This window comes from Mesorhizobium sp. WSM4814 (assembly GCF_055811595.1).
In genome coordinates, this window is the sequence record NZ_JBVVQT010000028.1 from 37585 (window position 1) to 57676 (window position 20092).

Consider the following 20092-nt stretch of genomic DNA (forward strand, 5'->3'; position numbering starts at 1 on the left):
TGCCACCATCAAACTACGGCAATAATATTGCAGCGCAACAAAAAACATTGATTTTTGCTACGCTGCACCAAAAATGTTGCGATGCAGCACGAGCTGTACTAGGATTCTTTCGGGCGGGCCAACAGCGGTCGAGTTTTTCATGCTGCATGTCTTGTACTTGGTGCACGACGTCTCCGATCCGGCAGTGCGCCGGCGGATCATAATGCTCAAGGCAGGCGGCGCCCAGGTCACACTGGCAGGCTTTCGCCGGTCAGCAAGCCCGATCGCCGAGGTCGAGGGCTTGCATCCGATCGATCTTGGCGCAACGCGCGATGGGCGATTCGCCCAGCGGCTGGCAGCGGTCACCAAGGCGGCGGTTTCGATCGGGTCGAAACTCGGTTCGATGCCCAGACCCGACCTCATCATCGCGCGCAATCTGGAAATGCTGGCGCTTGCCCGGCGTGCCAAATCGGCATTCCAGGCAACCGTGCCGATCGTCTATGAGTGTCTCGACATCCATCGCCTGATGCTTCGCGACGATTTTCTGGGCAAGGCGATGCGCGGCGCGGAGCGCTATCTGGCCAGGGATGTAAAGCTGCTGGTCACCAGTTCGCCGGCCTTCATCGCAAACTATTTCAAGCCGTTCGGGCAGATTGCCGCGCCGGTCGAACTGCTCGAAAACAAATATTTCGAGCCTGCCGCGGTTTCGCTGAATGATCGCGCGGCGGCGGAGCCCTTCGCTCCGCCTTGGCGGATCGGCTGGTTCGGCGCGCTCCGATGCCGCCGCTCCCTGGAACTGCTGGCCGAATTTTCCCGACGACTTGAGGGCCGCTTCGAAATCGTCCTCAGGGGCCGTCCGGCGCTTTCCGAATTTCCGGATTTCCACGGTTTCGTCGAATCCGAGCCTTGGCTCTCGTTTGGCGGACCCTATCGGAATCCCGAAGATATGGCGACGATCTACCGTGAGGTTCATTTTTCCTGGGCCATCGATTTTTTCGAGCAGGGGCTGAATTCTGAATGGCTGCTGCCCAACCGCCTCTACGAGGGCTGCCGCTTCGGCGCCGTGCCGATCTCGATGGGCCACACCGAAACCGGACGGTTCCTCGACCAGCAGGGAATCGGTGTTCTCTTGCCTCAAGCCACTCCCGAGGCACTCGAGGCTGCCTTGGGCGAGTTGGAGGAGCATCGTTTCGGGAAATTGCGGGCGAGTGTTCTTGCCCGCAATCCTCGAACCTGGAGCCACGATCGCAGCGATTGCCGGGCGCTCGTCGAGAAGCTTCGCGGATTGACGGTCGCGCCCGGTTCATATGCTGCCGAGGCACTGGCTTAGGATGGCTAGGGAAGGACATGGGCCGATGATGCAGACCGAAATGCCGTCCAACCTGATCGTGATTCCGTGCCTGAACGAAGCGGCTCACATCGGTGCGCTTGTTCACGAGCTTCGACCGGCCGCCGAAAGGCTCGGCGCCCGGATCATCGTTGCCGATGGCGGTAGCACGGACGGCACCAGGGCGATCGTCGAGGAGATCGCCAGGAAGGATCCGAGGGTCATCCTTCTTGACAATGAAAAGCGCCTCCAGAGCGCGGCGATCAATCTCGCCATCGCCAGGTACGGCGATGGGGCTGAATATTTCATTCGCATCGACGCGCATGGCGGCTACCCTCCGGATTATTGCGACCGGCTGATCGAAGAGGCGCTGGCCACCGGCGCCGATTCGGTCGTCGTCTCGATGCTGACCAGCGGCAGCGGCACAGTGCAGAACGCGGTTGCGGCTGCACAGAATTCCAAGCTCGGCACGGGCGGCTCCAAGCACCGGCATCTCTCGGCGGGAGAGTGGGTCGACCACGGTCACCATGCGCTGATGCGGATTTCGGCGTTCAAGGCGGTGGGCGGCTATGACGAGACGTTCAGCCACAACGAGGATGCGGAGCTCGACTACCGGCTGCGCAAGGCCGGCTACCGGATCTGGATGAGCGGCAAGACGCAAATGATCTATTACCCGCGCTCGTCGCTCGCCGGCCTCTATTTCCAGTATCTCGGCTATGGCCGCGGCCGGGCAAAGAACGTTCTCAAGCACCGCATGATACCGAAGGTCCGGCAGATGGTGCCGCTCCTGGTGTTCCCTGTCGTCCTTCTCTCTGCCTTTTTCTTCGTGCATTGGCTGGCAGTCATGCCGATTCTGGTGTGGGCGTCGGTTTGTCTCGGCTATGGCGTGTGGATTGCGATCAGCCAGCGCAATCCGGACAGCGCCCTTGCCGGGATTTCGGCAATGGTCATGCATTTCGGCTGGTCCGTCGGTTTCTGGCTGCAACTGCTTGGACCGCGATTGCAACGTAGAAGGGTGGCGTGATGGGTGTGGCCGAAAAAAACCGCAGCGTCGACGTCTGCGTCTGCACGTTTCGGCGGCCCGAGCTTGCCGACACGCTTCGCTCGGTAGCCGCCCTGGACGTGCCTTCGGGATTCGACATCCGCGTCATCGTCGCCGACAATGATGACGGTGCGACGGCCGAACTGCTGGTGGCGACGCTGGCGGAGACGCTGAAGCTGCCGATCAGCTATCGTCATTGCCCGGCACGCAACATCTCAATCGCCCGCAATGCCTGCCTCGACGCCAGCACGGCGGATTTCGTCGCCTTCCTCGATGATGACGAAACGGCATCCTCGAGATGGCTTGTCGAACTGGTTGCGACGGCGGACTTGAGTGGCGCTGCCGCCGTGCTCGGGCCAGTGCGGGCGCGCTATCGGCCGGATGCGCCCAACTGGATGCGCCGCGGCGATTTTCACTCCACCTTGCCCGTCTGGGTGGGCGGCGAGATCCGCACCGGCTACACCTGCAACGTCCTGCTCAGGATGGGCGCCGACAGCCTCCGCGGCCGGCGATTCAGCCTGGCGCGTGGTCAGACCGGTGGCGAGGACACCGAATTCTTCGACCATATGGTCAAGGCCGGCGGTCGCATCGCCTTTTCGCCGCAGGCCTGGGTCGATGAAGTGGTGCCCCGCGCCAGGGCGGCTTTCGACTGGCTCCGTCGCCGCCGGTTCCGCGTCGGGCAGACGCATGGGCACCTGTTGGGGCGCGACGCGCATGGCCTCGCGTTGGTCAGGCAAGTCGGCCTCGCCTCGGCAAAGGCGGTTTTTTGTTTCGCATCGGCAATCCCGGTCGCGATCAGTCCCGTGCGCAGGAACCGCAGCGTGCTTCGCGGCATCATGCATGTCGGTGTCGTGAGCGGTCTTGTCGGCGTGCGTGAAATCCGCCAATACGGCCTGCCCTCGCCGCAGGAAGGGGGCAAGCGTGCAGCCTGACGTCACCTTTGTCATTGCCGCCTACAATTCGGAGCTGACCATCGAGCGGGCGATCGCCAGCGCCATCGCCCAGCGCGATGTGAGCGTGGAGGTGATCGTTGTCGACGACCAGTCGCGCGACCGGACGCTCGATCTGGCGCGATCCTACCCCGAAGGCATCGTCCGCGTCGTCGCACTTGAGCAAAACCGCGGTCCAGGCGGCGCCAGGAATGTCGGCCTTGAGCTTGCCCGCGGCAGGTGGGTGGCGGTCCTCGATTCCGACGACGCGGTCTATCCCGGGCGGATCTGCACCATGATTGACCGCGCCGAGAAAGCGGGCGCCGCGATCGCAGTCGACAATCTCCAGGTGGTTCGCGAGGACGGTGTTGCCGAAGAGACGATGTTCCCGGCCGACTATCTCGAGGGTTTGAGTGAAATCTCGCTGGCGGACTATATTGCCGGCAATGTGGTCTTCGAATCCAGGTTCAATCTCGGCTATCTCAAACCGATCTTCCAGCGCCGGTTTCTGAACGAAAACGGGCTTCGCTATGACGAAAGCCTGATCATCGGCGAGGACTACATCCTGCTGGCCAGTGCTCTGGCCAAGGGCGGCAAGTGCGTGGTCGAGCCGACGACCGGCTATGTCTACCATATCCGGACCGGCTCAATTTCCCGCGTGCTCGAACCTCATCACGTCGAGGCGATGCGTAAGGCCGACCTCGTTTTCGCCAGAGCCCATTCGATGGACGCAAAGGCCGCAGCCGCTTTCGCAAGGCGCACGCGCAGCCTGCGCAAGGCGGCGTCGTTCCTTTCTCTGGTCCAGCACATCAAGGCGCGATCCCCACTCAAGGCGGTGTGGACGGCGCTCAGCGATCCGGCGGCGGTTTGGCATATGGGCATGCCGATCGCCGTTCGGCTGCGAAGGTTGGCGGCGCAATTTGCCGTGGGTGCGGGGGAGGTGAAGGGTGCAGGCAGCTGAAAAATAGTTTTCGCGGCCTGCGACAGGTTGAAGTCGATCTCCTCAGAAGGAATATGCAATGAAGAAAGTCAGGAAGGCAGTCATACCGGTAGCGGGGCTTGGAACGCGATTCCTGCCGGCGACCAAGTCGATGCCGAAGGAAATGCTGCCGGTCGTCGACAGGCCTGTCGTGCAATATGCGGTGGACGAGGCGTTCGAAGCCGGCATCGAGCACATTGTCTTCGTGACAGGCCGAAACAAGGCGGTCATCGAGGATTATTTCGACCTGCATCCAGAATTGATCGGAACTTTGGAGCAGACCGGCAAGACGGCGCAGCTTCAGGCGCTGGAAAGCCTGCTTCCCGTGGCTGGTGCGACGAGCTTCATCCGGCAGCAGTCACCGCAAGGTCTCGGCCATGCGGTATGGTGCGCCCGGGAAGTCATCGGCGATGAACCCTTCGCATTGCTGTTACCGGACATGGTGTCCTTCGGCGGTCGCGGATGTCTCGCTGAAATTGCGGACCTCTATGCGCAGACCGGCGGAAACGTCATCGCCGTCGAGCGCTGCGACCCGACCGAGACCAGCAAATACGGCATCGTCGGCTGCGGCGCCGATGTCGGCTCGGGCTTCGAGGTCACCGCCATGGTCGAAAAGCCGGCTCCGGCGAATGCGCCGTCGAACTACTACATCAACGGCCGCTATATCCTGCAGCCTGAAATATTCGGGCTGCTCGGCAATCAGCAGCGCGGCGCCGGCAATGAGATCCAACTGACCGACGCCATGGTCCGCCTTGCGCAAAGCCAGGCTTTCTTCGCGCAGCCCTTCAACGGCCGGATGTTCGATTGTGGCTCGAAGGAAGGGTTCATCCAGGCCAATGTCGCCTTCGCGCTGGCGCGCGACGACATGAAGGGACCGATCTTCGAGATGCTTCAGGAGTTCGTCCGGTTGCATGAGCGCCGGGTGGAAGCCGCATAAAGCCCATTTTTTGGGAGCAAGCATATGAATGGTGACGCAAGACATGCCGATATGTTTGACTGCCCAGGTCTCGCGGTGGCTGGCATGAAGCTTGCGTAGGGCATATGCTGATGCTCCCGCTCTAGCGCCTGAAAACGAGAGCAGCGGATCCGAGTGGAGACAGGGTTTGGGATCCGAGGCTCAAACAAAAATAGAGCGGCGGCGCGTTCGACTTGAGAGACCGCCGCTCTAGATGCAAACTTGAATTGGACCGAAGATGAATTATGCCAATTTTCCTCTCGACAAGAGGAAACCATTGCCGAGTTCGGACCCAGTCAGCGCCGACGATTTCATCGATGTCGAGCGCCTGCTCGGCATGGCAGCAAGGCAGGCAAAGGTGGTTGCGGCATGCGCTGCCATCGGACTTTTTCTGGGCGTGCTCTATTTGCAGACCACGCCTCCCACCTACATGGCGACGAGCCGTGTGCTGATCGACGAAGGATTGAACAAGGTCGTTGACGAGGTCTCGGCGGCGTCGGTCAGCATGCAGACCGACTCCGCCATTCTGAGCCAGATCGAAATACTCCACTCGGCGAGACTGGCGGCGGTGGTCGTCGACAAGCAGAAGCTCGATCAGAACGACGCTTTCATGAACCCTCCGACGTCGGCCGTGTCGAAGGCTGCCGGTTTTGTGCGCGGCGTGGTCCGGTATTTCCGTCCCAATCCCGCCGTGGGTACGGCCGACGTTACTCAGCTTGACCCGGCGACGCGTGACGCGATGATTGCCTCGTCGCGGCGCGATTACGCAATCCTCAAACTGCAGGACGAGGTGCAAGCCGAGCGCATCGGTCGCAGCTATGTGATCTCCATCGCCTACCAGGCCACGGACCCCGCACTTGCGACCGCGGTTACCAAAGCCTATGCCGACGCCTATCTCGCCGATCAGCTCGATGCGAGCTTCGATGCGACCGAGCGGGCGGCGGTCTGGCTGCAAGGTCGGCTGACGGAGCTTCGCGAAAGCTCCCAGGCAGCGGCGCTCGCCGTCGAGAAGTTCAGGGCCGAACATGGGCTGGCCGTCGATGACGGCCAGTTGATCAGTGACAAGCAACTGTCGGACCTCAATGGCCAGCTCATTGAGGCGCAGGCCGACACCGCCCGCGCCAGCGCCCGCTACCAGCAATACAAGTCGATCGTCGAAAGCGGTTCGGACAACGCATTCAGGGACGCCGCGATATCCGCCGACCAGCCGAGCAACTCGATCATTTCAACGCTCAAGACCCGCTATCTCACTGTCGCCAAGCGGCAGCAGGATATCGAAGCCAATTTCGGGGCTGAGCATCCCCAGGCGGTCGCACTTGCCAAGGAAAGGGCCGACATATCGGCGCAGATATTCGGCGAGCTGAAGCAATTGACCGAAAGCTACCGCAACGAATACGAAGTCGCTCTCGCGCGCGAGACGGCGCTCCGTGCAAATGTCGCGTTAGCGGCTGGCAAGAGTTCCATCGACAACCAGTCGCAGGTCAAGCTGCGCGAACTGGAGCAGAAGGCAACGGCGCTCTCGACGCTCTATCAAACGTTCCTTGGCCGCTACGAGGAAGCCTCCCAGCAGCAATCCTTCCCGGTCGGCAAGATCCGCGTCATCTCGGACGCGACGCTGCCGAAGTCCGCGGCAACCCCGCGCACGTCCATAGTGCTGGGACTTTCGCTCGTGCTTGGCGTGATGTTGGGAGCCGGGGTTGGTGGCCTGAATGAGTTCAGGGAGCGGTTCTTCAGGACCGGCGAAGACGTTCGCGATCGCGTCGGCCTCAAATTCCTCGGCTACCTGCCGATCATTGGCAGCAAGGTCGCCAAGGACGATAAGCGCGATGACGGTCAGGCGGATATCAAAACCGCCCCATCACCATCGGCGGCTGAAAGACGAGCGCGCATGCGGGTGAGCATCGACGCCCCGGCATCGATGTTTTCCGAGACGCTGCGCAGCGCCAAGATAGCCTTCGACGTGGTGATGGAAGGGCAAGGCAGCCGGGTCATTGGCGTGATCTCGGTCCTTCCCGGCGAGGGCAAGTCGACCGTGGCGGCGAATCTGGCCGGATTGCTTGCCGCCAACGGGTCGAAAACGCTGCTGGTGGACGGCGACCTGCGTAACCCCGGCCTCAGCCGCAGTCTTGGCATGGAGGCCGAGCAAGGCCTGATGGAAGCGGTGGTGAGCGGGCAGACCTGGCAGTCCGTCGGCAAGATCGACCGGCAGACCAAGCTGGCGATCGTCCCCGCCGTGCCGCGCGGTCATTTCTCGCACACAAGCGAGCTTCTGTCGTCGGCCGGGATGCGGCGTTTCATCGACAATGCCAAGGAGACCTTCCAGTACATCGTCGTCGATCTGCCGCCGCTCGGCCCCGTGGTCGATGCCAAGGCCTTTGCGCCGCTTGCCGACGGCTTCGTGCTCGTGACCGAGTGGGGGCGCACGCCGCGTGCGATGGTGCAATCCATATTGAGTTCGGAATCCTATATCGCCAACAAGATCGTCGGCGTCGTCCTCAACAAGGTCGATTTGAAGAAGCTGGCGAAGTATGGATCGATCGGCGGCTCGGAAAAATTCTTCGACAGATATTCGTCATACTATCTGGAGAAGTCGGAAGCGCGGACGAAGGTGAACAGCTGAGGCCGGTCTGTAGGACCGGCAGATCGTCGTCTTCCGCCGTCGGGCCGATACCGGGCCGAGGCCGTCGTGAGCGAAGACGTATGCCTCTCGAACAGACCATGACCGGCAGCCTGTGCACGAGCCGGTAGGGTCGATGGCGAATGACGTTCCTTAAGGTGCCGGTCGATTTCGTCGCTTGATCAGGTCGCCGAGCCGCGACGGGTCGCGCAAAAGCGTCCGCACCCTGCTTTGTGCCGGACATTCCACCGTAGGACGTTTGCAGCCAGGAACCGGCGTGACAACGCTGGCGCGTTACGCCGCCTTGAGACGGTAGCGGAAGATGGTGTGGTCGAGCAGAAGCCGGATGCGCGGTTCGGCCTCGATCGCAATCAGCCAGCTCGCGGCGATCATGGTCGCCCCGACGATGACCACCGAAAGCAGGTATGGCACTCCCGCACGCATCAAGGCGCCGAGAATGGCTGCGCCGACGACATTATGGATCAGATAGAGAGGGTAGGTCATCAGGCCGATCCGGCGCCAGCCGCGCCAGGACAGGTCGAGCCGTAACGACCACGCCATCAGCGCCATGGCAGCGAGGAACAGGACGATCGGTGGCCCGTAGGGCATCGCGGCTTCGACCTTGATGCTGCGGACGTCGACAGCACTTATGATCTGCAGCACGCTGCCGGCCAGGAACAAGGCGCAGAAGACAAGGCGGACGGGCGTCACTGCCTTGAAACGCATCAGCCAGAACAGCACACCTGTCGCGAAAAAACATCCGTGATGCACCAGGAGCAGGTCGAGCCAGCGCGCCTCGGCAAGGTCCGTCCAGTCGAATGGATAGTACAGGCACCAGAAAAGCGTGCTGATCGCGCCGAGCGCAACTGCCACCGCTTCCATCAGGTCGAAGCGGCCGAGCCGCAGCAGGATCCAGACGATGGCATAAAAGGCGATCTCGATGCCGAGCGTCCAGTAGACGCTGTCGACCCAGGGGTTGAACGGAACGAACAGGGCGGTGCGTATGAGCGTGGTGACAGCGTCCGTCGGCCAACTGAGATCGACCAGAAGCAGCACCATCGCGGTGACTGGTGCGCAGATCCAGACGGCCGGCGCCAATCGTTTCACCCTTGCCTCGAAAAACCGCAGCGGTGTCGAATGCTCGGCGCTGAAGGCGATCACGAAGCCGCTGATGACGAAGAATATCTGGACGCCGACCCATCCGAATTGGACCAGTCCGCCTATTTCCGGATGCGGCGGGATGCCGCCCGTCGCACGCGCCGAAACGCCCTCGGGGAACGCCCACACCCAGAAGCCGTAGTGGTAGACCATCACGAGGACAGCGGCGACAAAACGCAGGATGTCGACGCCGCCGAATGTTGTTTTTTGCTGAGCCATGCCGTGCCTTCGGAATGGCCCCCCACGCAAAGGTTTAAGGGCTATTGCTGCATTGCACAACAGACGATTGCAGTGCAGGATGAATTCGTATTCGTCCGAAGCCGCGATCCGCCTGCGCGCTCCGAAAGCAGCTAAAGCCCGATTCCGCGTCGCTTCAGCGCCGCGGTGATTTCGTCGAGAATGACCGGATCGTCGATAGTCGCCGGCATTGTCCAGACTTCCTTGTCGGCAATCTTCTGCATGGTGCCGCGCAGGATTTTGCCGGAGCGCGTCTTGGGCAGGCGCTTGATCGTGACCACCGTCTTGAAGGCGGCGACCGGGCCGATCCGCTCGCGCACCAGCGTGACCACCTCGGTCTCAATAGTGGCGCTGTCACGCGTGACACCGGCATTCAGCACGACGAAGCCGAGCGGGACCTGGCCCTTCATTGCATCTGCCACGCCGACGACAGCGCACTCGGCAACGTCCGGATGCGCGGCCAGCACCTCCTCCATGGCGCCGGTCGACAGCCGGTGGCCGGCGACATTGATGATGTCGTCGGTGCGGGCCATCACGAACAAATAGCCGTCCTCGTCCATCATGCCGGCATCCGCCGTCTTGTAGAAGCCGGGGAATTCCTCGAGATAGGCTTGGCGAAACCGGTCATCGGCATTCCATAGCGTCGGCAGGCAGCCGGCCGGCAGCGGCAGCTTGACCACGACATTGCCCAACGTACCGCGCGGCACTTCGTGGCCGGCATCGTCGAGTACACGGATGTCGTAGCCGGGCATCGGCACCCCGGGCGAGCCGTATTTCACCGGCAGTAGCCCTAATCCGGCTGGGTTGATCGTCATCGGCGAGCCCGTCTCGGTCTGCCACCAATGGTCGATTACCGGCACGTTCAATTTCTGCTCCGCCCATTTGATGGTTTCCGGATCGGCGCGCTCGCCGGCGAGGAACAGCGTGCGGAATTTCGACAGGTCGTATTTCGGGACGAATTCGCCTTTGGGGTCCTGTCCCTTGATGGCGCGGAATGCGGTCGGCGCGGTGAACAGCGCGACCACGCCATGCTCTGATATCACCCGCCAGTAGGTTCCGGCGTCGGGCGTGCCGACCGGCTTGCCCTCGAACAGGACGGTCGTGCAGCCATGCAGCAGCGGGCCGTAGACGATGTAGGAATGGCCGACCACCCAGCCGACGTCGGAAGCCGCCCAGAACACCTCGCCCGGTTTGACGCCGAACTCGTTCTCCATCGACCATTTCAGCGCAACCATGTGGCCGCCATTGTCGCGCACGATGCCCTTGGGCTGGCCGGTCGTTCCGGACGTGTAGATGATGTAGAGCGGATCGGTGGCGAGCACCGGAACGCAGTCGACATTGGCGCCCGCGGCCCGCTCGCGGGCGACGGCGTCGGCATAGTCGATGTCGTGATTCTCCTTTAGCTCGCAGCGCAGCTGATCGCGCTGCAGGATGAGGCAGGCTTCGGGCTTGTGCCGCGACATCTCGATCGCCTTGTCGAGCAGCGGCTTGTAGGCGACGACGCGCCCGGGCTCCAGGCCGCAAGAGGCGGAAATGATCAGCTTCGGCCTGGCGTCGTCGATACGCGTGGCGAGCTCGTGCGAAGCAAAGCCGCCGAAGACGACCGAATGCACGGCGCCGATACGGGCGCAGGCAAGCATGGCAAACGCAGCTTCCGCCACCATCGGCATGTAGATGATGACCCGATCGCCTTTTTGGACGCCGCGGTTCTTCAGCACCGACGTCAGCGTGACCACCTCGCGTTTCAATTCGGCATAGGTGAATTTCCTGACCGTGCCGGAAATCGCGCTGTCATGGATCAGCGCGATCTGATCGGCACGGCCACCCGCCACATGGCGGTCGACGGCGTTGAAGCAGGTGTTGCAGGAGGCGCCGCCAAACCAGCGCCCATAGACGCCGGCATTCGGATCGAAGACCGTGTCGAACGGCGAGAACCAGTCGATGGCCTTGGCCGCATCCGCCCAGAATTTTTCCGGATCGCGTTTCCAGCCGTCATAGACCTCGTGGTAGCGTGACGCCATCCAGCTTTCTCCCAGGAATGTTTCTGTCCTTGGAAATAGCGTATGCTGTTTTTGCAAGCAGGTGCAAATTCGTCTTGGCGACCTCGCTTTGGTCGAAATGGACGTGACCGCCGCTTTATCGCCGCAACCGGCCAGGTCGTAGAAAGCGCCTGCTTGCTTAATACTGTTCCTATAGCCGTGGCGCGGTGTTGGCCGTGCTACATCCCCCGGCGCAGCGCAGCCGTATGCACCGGTGCGTCCCACAATGCGGTCGTCTCGTCGTCGAGCATGGTCAGCGTGATCGAGCAGCCGGCCATGTCGAGCGATGTCACATAGGACCCGACCAGCGAACGGGCGACCGTCATGCCGTTTTTCTCGAAGATTTTCCGGGCGCTGTTGTACATCAAGTAGAGCTCCATCAGCGGCGTGCCGCCGAAGCCGTTGACGAAAAGCAGCGCCGGGCCTTTTGCCCTGTCACCGAGATCGCCAGATATCGCCGCGCAGATCTCCTCGGCGATGGCGTCGGCGCCCTTCAACGCGTCGCGGCGGCGCCCGGGTTCGCCATGGATGCCGACGCCGAATTCCATCTCGCCGTCGCCGATATCGAAGGTCGGCCTGCCGGCGGCCGGTACGGTGCAACTGGTCAGCGCAACGCCCATCGAGCGCGTCGCGCCATTGATGCGTTCGCCAAGCGCCTTCAACGGCTTCAGCGCCATGCCATGCTCGGCCGCGGCGCCGAGGATCTTCTCGACCACCAGCGTGCCGGCAACGCCGCGTCGGCCAGTGGTGTAGGAGGAGTTCTCGACCGCGACGTCGTCATTGGTCACCACTTGCATCACACCCTCCGACATTTCAGCGGCCATGTCGAAATTCATCACGTCGCCCTCGTAGTTCTTGACGATGAACAGGCAGCCGGCACCGGTGTTGACCGCCTCCGCGGCCGCCATCATCTGGTCCGGCGTCGGCGAGGTGAACACCTGGCCGGGGCAGGCGGCATCCAGCATGCCATGCCCGACCAGCCCGCCATGCAGCGGCTCGTGGCCAGAGCCGCCCCCGGAAATCAGCGCTACCTTACCGGGCTTGAGTGTCCTGCGGCGCACGAATTTATGCTCGTCGCCAAGCACAAGGATGTCGGCATGGGCGGCAACGAAGCCGTCGAGGCTTTCGGTCAGCACCGTGTCCACAGAATTCAGAAACTTCTTCATGGCCGTCTCTCCCGAAATAGCTGAACGTGGCGCGACTATGTCCCGCCCTTGCCGGCGATGCTGGTAATCTTCTGGATGAAATCGTTGACCGCCCTGTCGAGCGCCGCGTTCTGTTTGTCGTCGCCGAAATCGGGAACGATGAGCGAAACATGCCGCGTCTTGCGCATGCCGGATGCCAGCGACATTTTTCCCGGATGCGCCTGATGGTAGGCGGCAAGAAAATGGTCGCGTTCGGCCGGGCTGAAATGGCAGACAGCGAAAATAGCCGGCAAATGTTTTGACGGGATCGGGATCGAGTAGGCCGGACTGGAAATCTGGGTGACGAAGCTGCGATGCTTGCCCAACGCGTCGGCGAGGCGCTGGCGCATGCCGGACGGGCGCTGGTCGAGGACCTGCGACAGGATCGTCTTGTAGGCGCGGATCGCCTCTTCGGAGCCGGCTTCAGGCGTCTTCTTGGTTTCGGCCATGCCGGTGCCTAGATCGAGACGTCCGCAATGGCCGCCTTGGCCATTGCGAGCTGGGCGGGAACCACGGAAAGATCGCGCAGGCCGGCCTCGATTAGCGCCGGGATCGCCGCCGGATCGCCGCCGGCGTCGCCGCACAGGCTGACCGGAATCTTTTGCGCGCGGCCGAACGCTGCAACCGAGGCGATCAGCCGAAGCACGCCCGGATGCCTGATCGAATTGAGATGCGCGACCGACGCGTTGTCGCGCGCCGCCGCCATCACATACTGGGTCAGGTCGTTCGAGCCGATCGAGAAGAAGGCGACCTCGGCAAACGCCTCAGGAGCGATCGCCACCGACGGCACCTCGACCATGATGCCGAGCAGCGGCATTTTTTGCGCGACGCCGCGCGCGGCAAGCGCGGCCTGCTCTTCGGCGAAGAGCGCAGCTGCTCGCTGATACTCGTCCCACACTGCGATCATCGGGAACATCACCTTGAGATTGCCATGCAAGGCGGCACGCAGCAGCGCCCTGATCTGCACCCGAAAAACCTCCGGTCTCGCCAGCGATAGCCTGATGCCGCGCAGGCCGAGAAACGGATTGCCCTCTTCGACGGTGAAGCCCGGCACCGGCTTGTCGCCGCCGGCGTCGACGGTGCGAATGGTCACCGGTTTGTCTTCAGCCCATTCGAGCACCTTGCGGTAGGCGCGATACTGCGTTTCCTCGTCCGGCAGCGTCTTGCCGAACAGGAACTCGGTCCGCATCAGCCCGACGCCATCGCAGGTCGAGACATCGATACCGTCGACATCGGACGGATCGGCGATGTTGACCTGCACCCGCACCTTAGTGCCGGCTTTCGTCACCGCTGGCCGAGCCAAAAAAGTTTCCGCCCTGTCGCGACGTGCCGCGAAAGACGACGACGATTGCCGGAACGCCTCGACCTCTGCCCTTGTTGGCCTCAACACGATGCCGCCGTGCTCGGCATCGAGCAGGGCGACGCCGGCAAGATCAGCCGGCGAAGCACCGAGCCCCACGATCATAGGCACGCCGCGCGAGCGCGCCAGCATCGCGACGTGGCTGGCGGTACTGCCCGCCTTCAGCGCAATGCCGCCGCCGGCGCTCCAGTCGGTTTCGAGAAAGCGCGTCGGCGCGATGTCCTCGCCGTAGAAGATGGCGCCTGTCGGCGCGGCAGCCGCGCTGTCCGCGGTCAGCGCGCGAAGCACTTGGTCTCTGATGTCGCGCATGTCGGCGGCGCGTGCCCGGAAATAATCCTGATCCGACGTTTCGTAGCCGACAATTTCGGCGTCAAGCGCCTGCCGCCATGCCGCATCGGCCGGCTGGCCGGCGGCAATCGCGGCATAGGCCGGGCCGGTCAGCGCATCGTCCTCCAGCATGGCGAGCTGGAATTCGAGAATGTCGGCGGCATCGCCCTCGGTTGCCTGGATCAGCTTGGCAAGCCGGCCTGTCGCTGTGCCGATTGCCGTTTCGAGCGCGAGCCTCTCGTCAGCGGCGGTCGCTTTACTTCTATAGCGCGCGACGACCGGGTCGAGGTTGAACAGCGGCCCTTCGGCATAGCCGGCCGAAGCCGGGATCCCCTTCAGCTTAAGCGGTTCGGGCATGGTCCACGCCCTCGTCGAAGTCGCGCCGCACCAGCTCGACGAGCGCGCCGACCGCCTCGCCGGCACCGTCGCCCTTGGCTCTGATATGCAGCACCGTGCCTTTCGGCGCCTTGGCCGCCATCACCTTGACGATGCTCTTGGCGTCGAACCAAGGACCGTTGGCGGCGAGCGCCACTTCGACTTCGGCCGAAAACGTCTTGGCGAGCTTGGTGAATTTCACCGAAGGGCGCGCATGCAGGCCGACCTCATGGGTGATCAGAACGGTGGCTTCAGCCGATGCGGACATTGAGTCAAAATTCCTGTTCATTCACGATGGCGACAATTCGTGTGCCGTCGCAACCACTTCCCTGAGCGAGGCGCCGCCGGACGCCTCCGTCGCCGCCATCACCGCTCCCTCGACGATCGGCGCGTTGCAGACGATGATCTTGTGCGCGCGCGGCTCGCCGATCATCTCGACCGCCATCTCGCTGTTGGTTTCGGCGCCGCCAAGATCGACAAGTATAGCGACACCTGCCTCCGACCAGGCCTTGTCGATCGCGCCCATGATCGCCTCGACATTGGTTCCCAGCCCGCCATGGCCGTTTCCGCCGCACCATGCAAGCGGCACTTCGTCGCCGACCATCTGGCGCACCATGTCGGCCGTGCCCTCGGCGACCAGCGGTGAATGCGATACGATGACGATGCCGACATTGCTCATGCTTGCCCCTCGATGGTCTCGGCGACAGCCCGCACCAGAAGCGCGGTCGAGCGTGCCCCGGCATCCATATGGCCGATAGAGCGGTCGCCGAGAAACGAGGCGCGCCCGCGCAAGGCCTTCATCGGCACGGTGGCATCGGCAGCACTGTCCGCGACATCGGCGATTTCCGGTCCGGTCTTTCCCTGCAGCAGGGCGTCATGCACCGGCTGCAGCACGTCGAGCATGGTCTTCTGCCCGACCTGCGACTTACCCCTGGCTGCCACCGCCTCGATTGCCTTGCCGAACGCTGCCATCAGATTGGCCCGATCCGGCTCTGCGGAAATTTCCTTGCCGAGTGCCATGAACAGGGTCCCGAACAAGGGGCCCGAGGCGCCGCCGACTGTCATCACCAGCTTGGTGCCGATCGCTTTCAGAGCGTCCGGCAGCGGCTTTGTCGCGAACGTGTCGGCCTCGGCGCGCACCGCCTCGAAGCCGCGCTTCATGTTGAGCCCATGGTCGCCGTCGCCAATCGCCTGGTCGAGCCTGGTCAGCTCTTCGGCGTGAGCGGCAATCGTGTCGGCGGTGACGGATATCAGCGTCTTCAGGTCAAGCTTGTCCATCGTCCCGCTCTTTTCCAGTGTCCCGTTCTTTTCCAATGTCTCGGGGCTCATCGGTTTGCAATCCTGTTTCCGGCCTGGTCGAAGAACAGCGGCGCCCGGTAGCGGATAATCACCCTGTCGCCTTTTTCCAATTGGATGTCGGGGTCGGTCAGCGTCACCAGCTTTCTGCTTCCCACCGTCACATGCAGGTGGTTCTGGTCGCCCAGATGCTCGACCCAGTTAACAACGCCGTCGGCGGGGCCATTCGATGCCTTGCCGATCGACAGATGTTCTGTACGCGCGCCGATCGTTTTGGTTCCCGCCGGCATGTCGCCATCCGGCAGCAGGCCGGTCGGCAACAGATTGATCGCCGGCTGGCCGAGCCTTGCGGCGACATGAACGTTTGCCGGCTCCGAGTAGATGGTGCGTGGCGTGCCGATCTGCGCCAGCACGCCGTCGGCAAGAATGCCGATGCGATCGGCCATCGTCATCGCTTCGATCTGGTCGTGCGTGACATAAAGCATGGTGGCGCCGACCTCGGCCTGGATGCGCTTCAGTTCGAGCCGGAGATCGGCGCGCAGCTTGGCATCGAGCGACGACAACGGCTCGTCCATCAGATAGATCGAGGGCTTGCGCACCAAAGCGCGCCCGATGGCGACGCGCTGCATCTCGCCGCCGGAAAGCTTGGTGGAGCGGCTGGAGAGCTTGTGATGGATGCGCACCATCTTGGCCACATCCTCGACGCGGCGGCGCACCGCGTCCTCGCTCAGCCGCCGCGCCGGCGAGCGCAGCGGAAAGGCCAGATTGTCGAAGACCGACAGATGCGGATAGAGCGAATATTGCTGGAAGACGAAGGCGGTGTCGCGCTCGGCCGGCGACAGCATTGTCGCATCGCGGCCGCCGATATGGATCGAGCCGGTATCCGGCCGTTCCAATCCGGCGATAAGTCTGAGCGTCGTCGTCTTGCCGGCGCCGGTCGGGCCGAGCAGCACGACGAATTCGCCGTCGGCGACGTGCAGATCGAGAGTGTCCACCGCGACATGTTCGCCGAAGCTCTTGGTCACGCCTTTGATCTGCACGTCAGCCACGATGCGCTCTTCCCTGGGAAGCCCCGTCATGGATTGCGGTTCGCACCGCGCGGCCGGAGACCTTCTCGAACAGCGACAGCCGTGCGCTGCTCAGCGCCAGGCCGACATGGTCGCCCGCATTGAGCCGGATTTCGGCCGGCACCCGCGCCTTGATGATGCCGCCGGATGTCTCCACCGCAACGATCTGCGTGGTGCCGAGATACTCGGTGCCATAGATGGCGCCGCGCAGCTTCGAAGCGTCGTCGAAGCGGATGTGTTCCGGTCGGATGCCGAGCGCCATGTCGGCCGGCGCGATGTCCTCGCGCACCTCCGGCACCGCCACCTTGGCGCCTTGCACCAAAATCTCCCTGGCGCCCTTTGAAAGCCCGCCGCCAAAGCCGAGAAAATTCATCGGCGGCGAGCCGATGAAATCGGCGACGAACATGGTCGCCGGCCGGTCATAGATTTCGCGCGGCGTGCCGAACTGTTCGATGACGCCGTGGTTCATAACCGCGATCTTGTCTGCCATCGACATCGCTTCCATCTGGTCATGCGTGACGTAGACCGTGGTGGCGTGGATGCGGTTGTGCAGTTCGCGCAGCTCATGCACCATGAGATCGCGGAATTCGGTGTCGAGCGTGCCGAGCGGCTCGTCCATCAGGAAGCATTTTGGCCGCCGCACGATGGCGCGGCCGAGCGCCACGCGCTGGCGATCGCCGCCGGCAAGACCGGAGACCGACTTGTTGAGCAGATGGTCGATGCGCAACAGCTTCGCCGTCTCTTCGACGCGCCGGCGGATTTCGATGCCTGGCGTGCCTTGCGCCAGCAGCGGGAAGCCGATGTTCTTGCGCACATTCATATGCGGATAGAGCGCGAACAGCTGGAAGACAAAGGCGATGTCGCGCTCGCGGGCACGCCGCATGGTAACGTCCTCGCCACCGAGCAGGATCTTGCCGCCGGTCGGCAACTCCAGGCCGGCGATCATGCGCAGCGTCGTCGTCTTGCCGCAACCCGACGGCCCCAGCATGACGAAGAACTCTCCATCTCTAACGACGAAGTTGGAATCCTGCACGGCGACGAAATCGCCGAATGCCTTCCTCAGATGCTCGACCCTGATCTCCGCCATCGTCTACTCCGGAAACTTCGAGACGATGATGAACATCGCCGTGCCGGCCAGCATGGTGATGAAGGAATAGGTGTAGAGCGGCAGCGCGAAGGGCTGGAACAGCATCAGGAAGCCAATGGCAATGATCGCTGTGGCGACGTTCTCCATCAGGCCGCGCCGGAACGCACGCGGCCAGCGCGACTTGCGTTTTGCGGGTTGGGTCAGGCTCATTTGCGCACCGCGCCGAAGGTGATGCCACGCAGCAACTGCTTGCGGAGCAGGATGGTGAACACCAGGATCGGCACCAGGAAGATCGTCGTGCCTGCGGCGACCGCCGGCCAGTCCTGGCCGCCTTCGCCGATGATGGTCGGGATGAAGGGCGGTGCGGTCTGCGCCGTGCCCGAGGTCAGCAGTGCGGCGAAGGCATATTCGTTCCAGGCGAAGATCAGGCAGAAGATGGCGGTCGCGGCAATGCCGGTGGTCGCCTGCGGCAGCACGGTGCGCCAGAAGGCCTGCAGCCGCGTATATCCGTCGATCATAGCCGCTTCTTCGTACTCGCGCGGGATCTCGTCGATGAAGCCCTTCAGCAGCCACACGGCGAGCGACACATTGACCGCCGTATAGAGCAGGATCATGCCGAGCGCGGTGTCCGACAGGCCAATCTCGCGATACATCAGGTAGATGGGAATAGCGACCGCGATCGGCGGCATCATGCGCGTCGACAGGATGAAGAACAGCAGGTCGTCGGCCAGCGGCACCTTGAACCGCGAGAAGCCATAGGCCGACAATGTGCCGAGGAACACCGCGCAAAAGGTCGAGCCGAAGGCTATGATCAGCGAATTGACGAAGCGCGGCATGAAATTGGACGGGCCGGCGATCACCATGTTGCGCTTGCGCACTGTCTCATCGCAGATGCCCGTCGCCGGTCCCAGCGCGTTGATGTATTCCGGTGTCTGCCGGGTGCGGGTCGAGAAGAGATTGCAGTAGCCCTCGAGGCTCGGCTGGAACAGGATTTTTGGCGGATAGGCGATCGAGTCCGGCGGCGTCTTGAAGCTGGTGGCGAAGATCCACAACAACGGCACGATCGAGATCAGCGCGTAAAGCACGATAATTGTGCCGGCGACGCGCTTCGAAATCGCGGAGGGTGCGACAACAGAATGGGCTGACGTCAGGCTCATCTCTGCTTCACCTTGTTGAGCGCCTTGACATAGATGTTGGCCAGCCCGAACACCGCAACGAACAGGATTATGGCGAAGGCCGAGGAATAGCCGGTCCGCCAGCTTTCGAAGGCCTGCCGCTTCAGCGTGATCGAGGCGACCTCGGTGGTCGATCCCGGTCCGCCGCCGGTCAGGAGGTTGACCATGTCGAACATCTTGAAGTTCTCGATGCCGCGGAACAGTACCGCCAGCATGATGAAGGGCAGCGCCATCGGCAGCGTGATCGACCAGAACTGCCGCCAGTTGGAGGCGCGGTCGACCTCGGCAGCCTCATAGATGTATTCGGGGATCGAGCGCAGGCCGGCGAGACAGATCAGCATCACGTAGGGCGTCCACATCCAAGTGTCGACGATGACGATCGACCACGGCGCCAGCGACACGTTGGAGAGCATGCCGATCTGCGTTGCCGGAATGCCGGTGACGAACGAGATGGCATAGGCGAACAGGCCGATCTGCGGCTCGTAGAGGAAGCGCCAGAAATTGCCGACCACTGCCGGCGACAGCATCATCGGCACCAGAATGATGGTCGTCCAGAAGGCGTGGCCGCGAAACTTCCGATCGATCAGCCAGGCCAGGGTAAAACCGATCAGCGTTTGCAGCAGGATGGTCCAGAATACGAAATGCGCCGTCGTCTGCATGGCGATCCAGATGTCCTGGTCGCCGAGGATGCGCTTGTAGTTGGCAAGGCCGACGTTCCTGACCACCTCGTTGGGACGGTTGGCGCGGTAATTGGTGAAGGACAGATAGATCGCCCAGAACAGCGGGAAGATGTTGACGGCGAGCAGCAACAGGATCGTCGGCGAGATGAACAGCCAGGCGAGGCCCTTGTCGCTGATGCCTCGGACCTTGCGGGCCAACGGCTCAGGCGTAGCCCGGGCGACGCTGTCCGCAGTCCGATTGAGCATGGTCAGTCCCGCTTCGGTCACTTGGGTCGTCTC

General features: G+C 62.7%; 19 protein-coding genes. 6 read left to right on the top strand and 13 right to left on the bottom strand.

Translation table 11 applies throughout. The annotated features are described in order from the left end of the window. Positions 1 to 139: 139 nt before the first annotated feature. From AC0L2V_RS28470 to AC0L2V_RS28495, 6 genes are all read left to right on the top strand, one after another. Positions 140 to 1309: a glycosyltransferase family protein gene (locus tag AC0L2V_RS28470; RefSeq protein ID WP_473521822.1), complete on the top strand. Its 1170-nt coding sequence runs from the start codon at positions 140 to 142 to the stop codon at positions 1307 to 1309. Between the two features lie 28 nt (positions 1310 to 1337). Further along, on the top strand, positions 1338 to 2330 hold the full coding sequence (locus AC0L2V_RS28475) for a glycosyltransferase family 2 protein (RefSeq protein WP_473521827.1): 993 nt from the start codon (positions 1338 to 1340) through the stop codon (positions 2328 to 2330). Further along, positions 2330 to 3280: a glycosyltransferase family 2 protein gene (locus tag AC0L2V_RS28480; protein ID WP_473521823.1), complete on the top strand. Its 951-nt coding sequence runs from the start codon at positions 2330 to 2332 to the stop codon at positions 3278 to 3280. Before AC0L2V_RS28475 ends, AC0L2V_RS28480 begins: the two co-directional genes overlap by 1 nt. After that, positions 3270 to 4238 carry a glycosyltransferase family 2 protein gene (locus AC0L2V_RS28485; RefSeq protein WP_473507755.1) on the top strand — a complete coding sequence of 323 codons (969 nt, stop codon included), beginning with the start codon at positions 3270 to 3272 and terminating at the stop codon, positions 4236 to 4238. The genes AC0L2V_RS28480 and AC0L2V_RS28485 overlap by 11 nt, the downstream gene beginning before the upstream one ends. A 58-nt stretch (positions 4239 to 4296) precedes the next feature. Then, the gene (locus tag AC0L2V_RS28490) at positions 4297 to 5193 is read left to right on the top strand and encodes a UTP--glucose-1-phosphate uridylyltransferase (protein WP_023796734.1); all 897 of its coding nucleotides are present in this window, start codon (positions 4297 to 4299) and stop codon (positions 5191 to 5193) included. Positions 5194 to 5449: 256 nt separating this feature from the next. Further along, positions 5450 to 7831: a polysaccharide biosynthesis tyrosine autokinase gene (locus AC0L2V_RS28495; protein ID WP_473507754.1), complete on the top strand. Its 2382-nt coding sequence runs from the start codon at positions 5450 to 5452 to the stop codon at positions 7829 to 7831. 291 nt (positions 7832 to 8122) lie between these two features. Here the strand turns inward: AC0L2V_RS28495 and AC0L2V_RS28500 are convergent, their stop codons facing one another. From AC0L2V_RS28500 to AC0L2V_RS28560, 13 genes are all read right to left on the bottom strand, one after another. Continuing rightward, the gene (locus AC0L2V_RS28500) at positions 8123 to 9205 is read right to left on the bottom strand and encodes an acyltransferase family protein (RefSeq protein ID WP_473507753.1); all 1083 of its coding nucleotides are present in this window, start codon (positions 9203 to 9205) and stop codon (positions 8123 to 8125) included. Positions 9206 to 9336: 131 nt separating this feature from the next. Next, complete coding sequence (locus AC0L2V_RS28505; protein WP_473507752.1) at positions 9337 to 11244, bottom strand: propionyl-CoA synthetase; 1908 nt, start codon at positions 11242 to 11244, stop codon at positions 9337 to 9339. Positions 11245 to 11441: 197 nt separating this feature from the next. After that, positions 11442 to 12428: a dihydroxyacetone kinase subunit DhaK gene (dhaK, locus tag AC0L2V_RS28510; protein ID WP_473507751.1), complete on the bottom strand. Its 987-nt coding sequence runs from the start codon at positions 12426 to 12428 to the stop codon at positions 11442 to 11444. Between the two features lie 35 nt (positions 12429 to 12463). Continuing rightward, positions 12464 to 12895, bottom strand: a complete 432-nt coding sequence (locus tag AC0L2V_RS28515; RefSeq protein ID WP_023796729.1) for a hypothetical protein — start codon at positions 12893 to 12895, stop codon at positions 12464 to 12466. An 8-nt stretch (positions 12896 to 12903) separates the two neighbouring features. Next, positions 12904 to 14490 carry a phosphoenolpyruvate--protein phosphotransferase gene (gene ptsP, locus AC0L2V_RS28520; protein ID WP_473507750.1) on the bottom strand — a complete coding sequence of 529 codons (1587 nt, stop codon included), beginning with the start codon at positions 14488 to 14490 and terminating at the stop codon, positions 12904 to 12906. Then, positions 14474 to 14776: an HPr family phosphocarrier protein gene (locus AC0L2V_RS28525; RefSeq protein ID WP_023796727.1), complete on the bottom strand. Its 303-nt coding sequence runs from the start codon at positions 14774 to 14776 to the stop codon at positions 14474 to 14476. The genes ptsP and AC0L2V_RS28525 overlap by 17 nt, the downstream gene beginning before the upstream one ends. A 21-nt stretch (positions 14777 to 14797) precedes the next feature. Beyond that, on the bottom strand, positions 14798 to 15187 hold the full coding sequence (gene dhaM, locus AC0L2V_RS28530; RefSeq protein WP_027151568.1) for a dihydroxyacetone kinase phosphoryl donor subunit DhaM: 390 nt from the start codon (positions 15185 to 15187) through the stop codon (positions 14798 to 14800). Then, entirely contained in the window at positions 15184 to 15786 is a 603-nt protein-coding gene (dhaL, locus tag AC0L2V_RS28535; RefSeq protein ID WP_473508055.1) for a dihydroxyacetone kinase subunit DhaL, read from the bottom strand. The genes dhaM and dhaL overlap by 4 nt, the downstream gene beginning before the upstream one ends. 47 nt (positions 15787 to 15833) lie before the next feature. Further along, positions 15834 to 16853, bottom strand: a complete 1020-nt coding sequence (locus AC0L2V_RS28540; protein WP_473507749.1) for an ABC transporter ATP-binding protein — start codon at positions 16851 to 16853, stop codon at positions 15834 to 15836. Beyond that, complete coding sequence (locus AC0L2V_RS28545; RefSeq protein WP_473507748.1) at positions 16846 to 17958, bottom strand: ABC transporter ATP-binding protein; 1113 nt, start codon at positions 17956 to 17958, stop codon at positions 16846 to 16848. Before AC0L2V_RS28545 ends, AC0L2V_RS28540 begins: the two co-directional genes overlap by 8 nt. A 3-nt stretch (positions 17959 to 17961) precedes the next feature. Further along, entirely contained in the window at positions 17962 to 18168 is a 207-nt protein-coding gene (locus tag AC0L2V_RS28550) for a hypothetical protein (protein WP_091592832.1), read from the bottom strand. After that, positions 18165 to 19115 carry a carbohydrate ABC transporter permease gene (locus AC0L2V_RS28555; protein ID WP_128183364.1) on the bottom strand — a complete coding sequence of 317 codons (951 nt, stop codon included), beginning with the start codon at positions 19113 to 19115 and terminating at the stop codon, positions 18165 to 18167. The genes AC0L2V_RS28550 and AC0L2V_RS28555 overlap by 4 nt, the downstream gene beginning before the upstream one ends. Then, complete coding sequence (locus tag AC0L2V_RS28560; protein WP_128183436.1) at positions 19112 to 20059, bottom strand: carbohydrate ABC transporter permease; 948 nt, start codon at positions 20057 to 20059, stop codon at positions 19112 to 19114. Before AC0L2V_RS28560 ends, AC0L2V_RS28555 begins: the two co-directional genes overlap by 4 nt. Between the last annotated feature and the right edge of the window lie 33 nt (positions 20060 to 20092).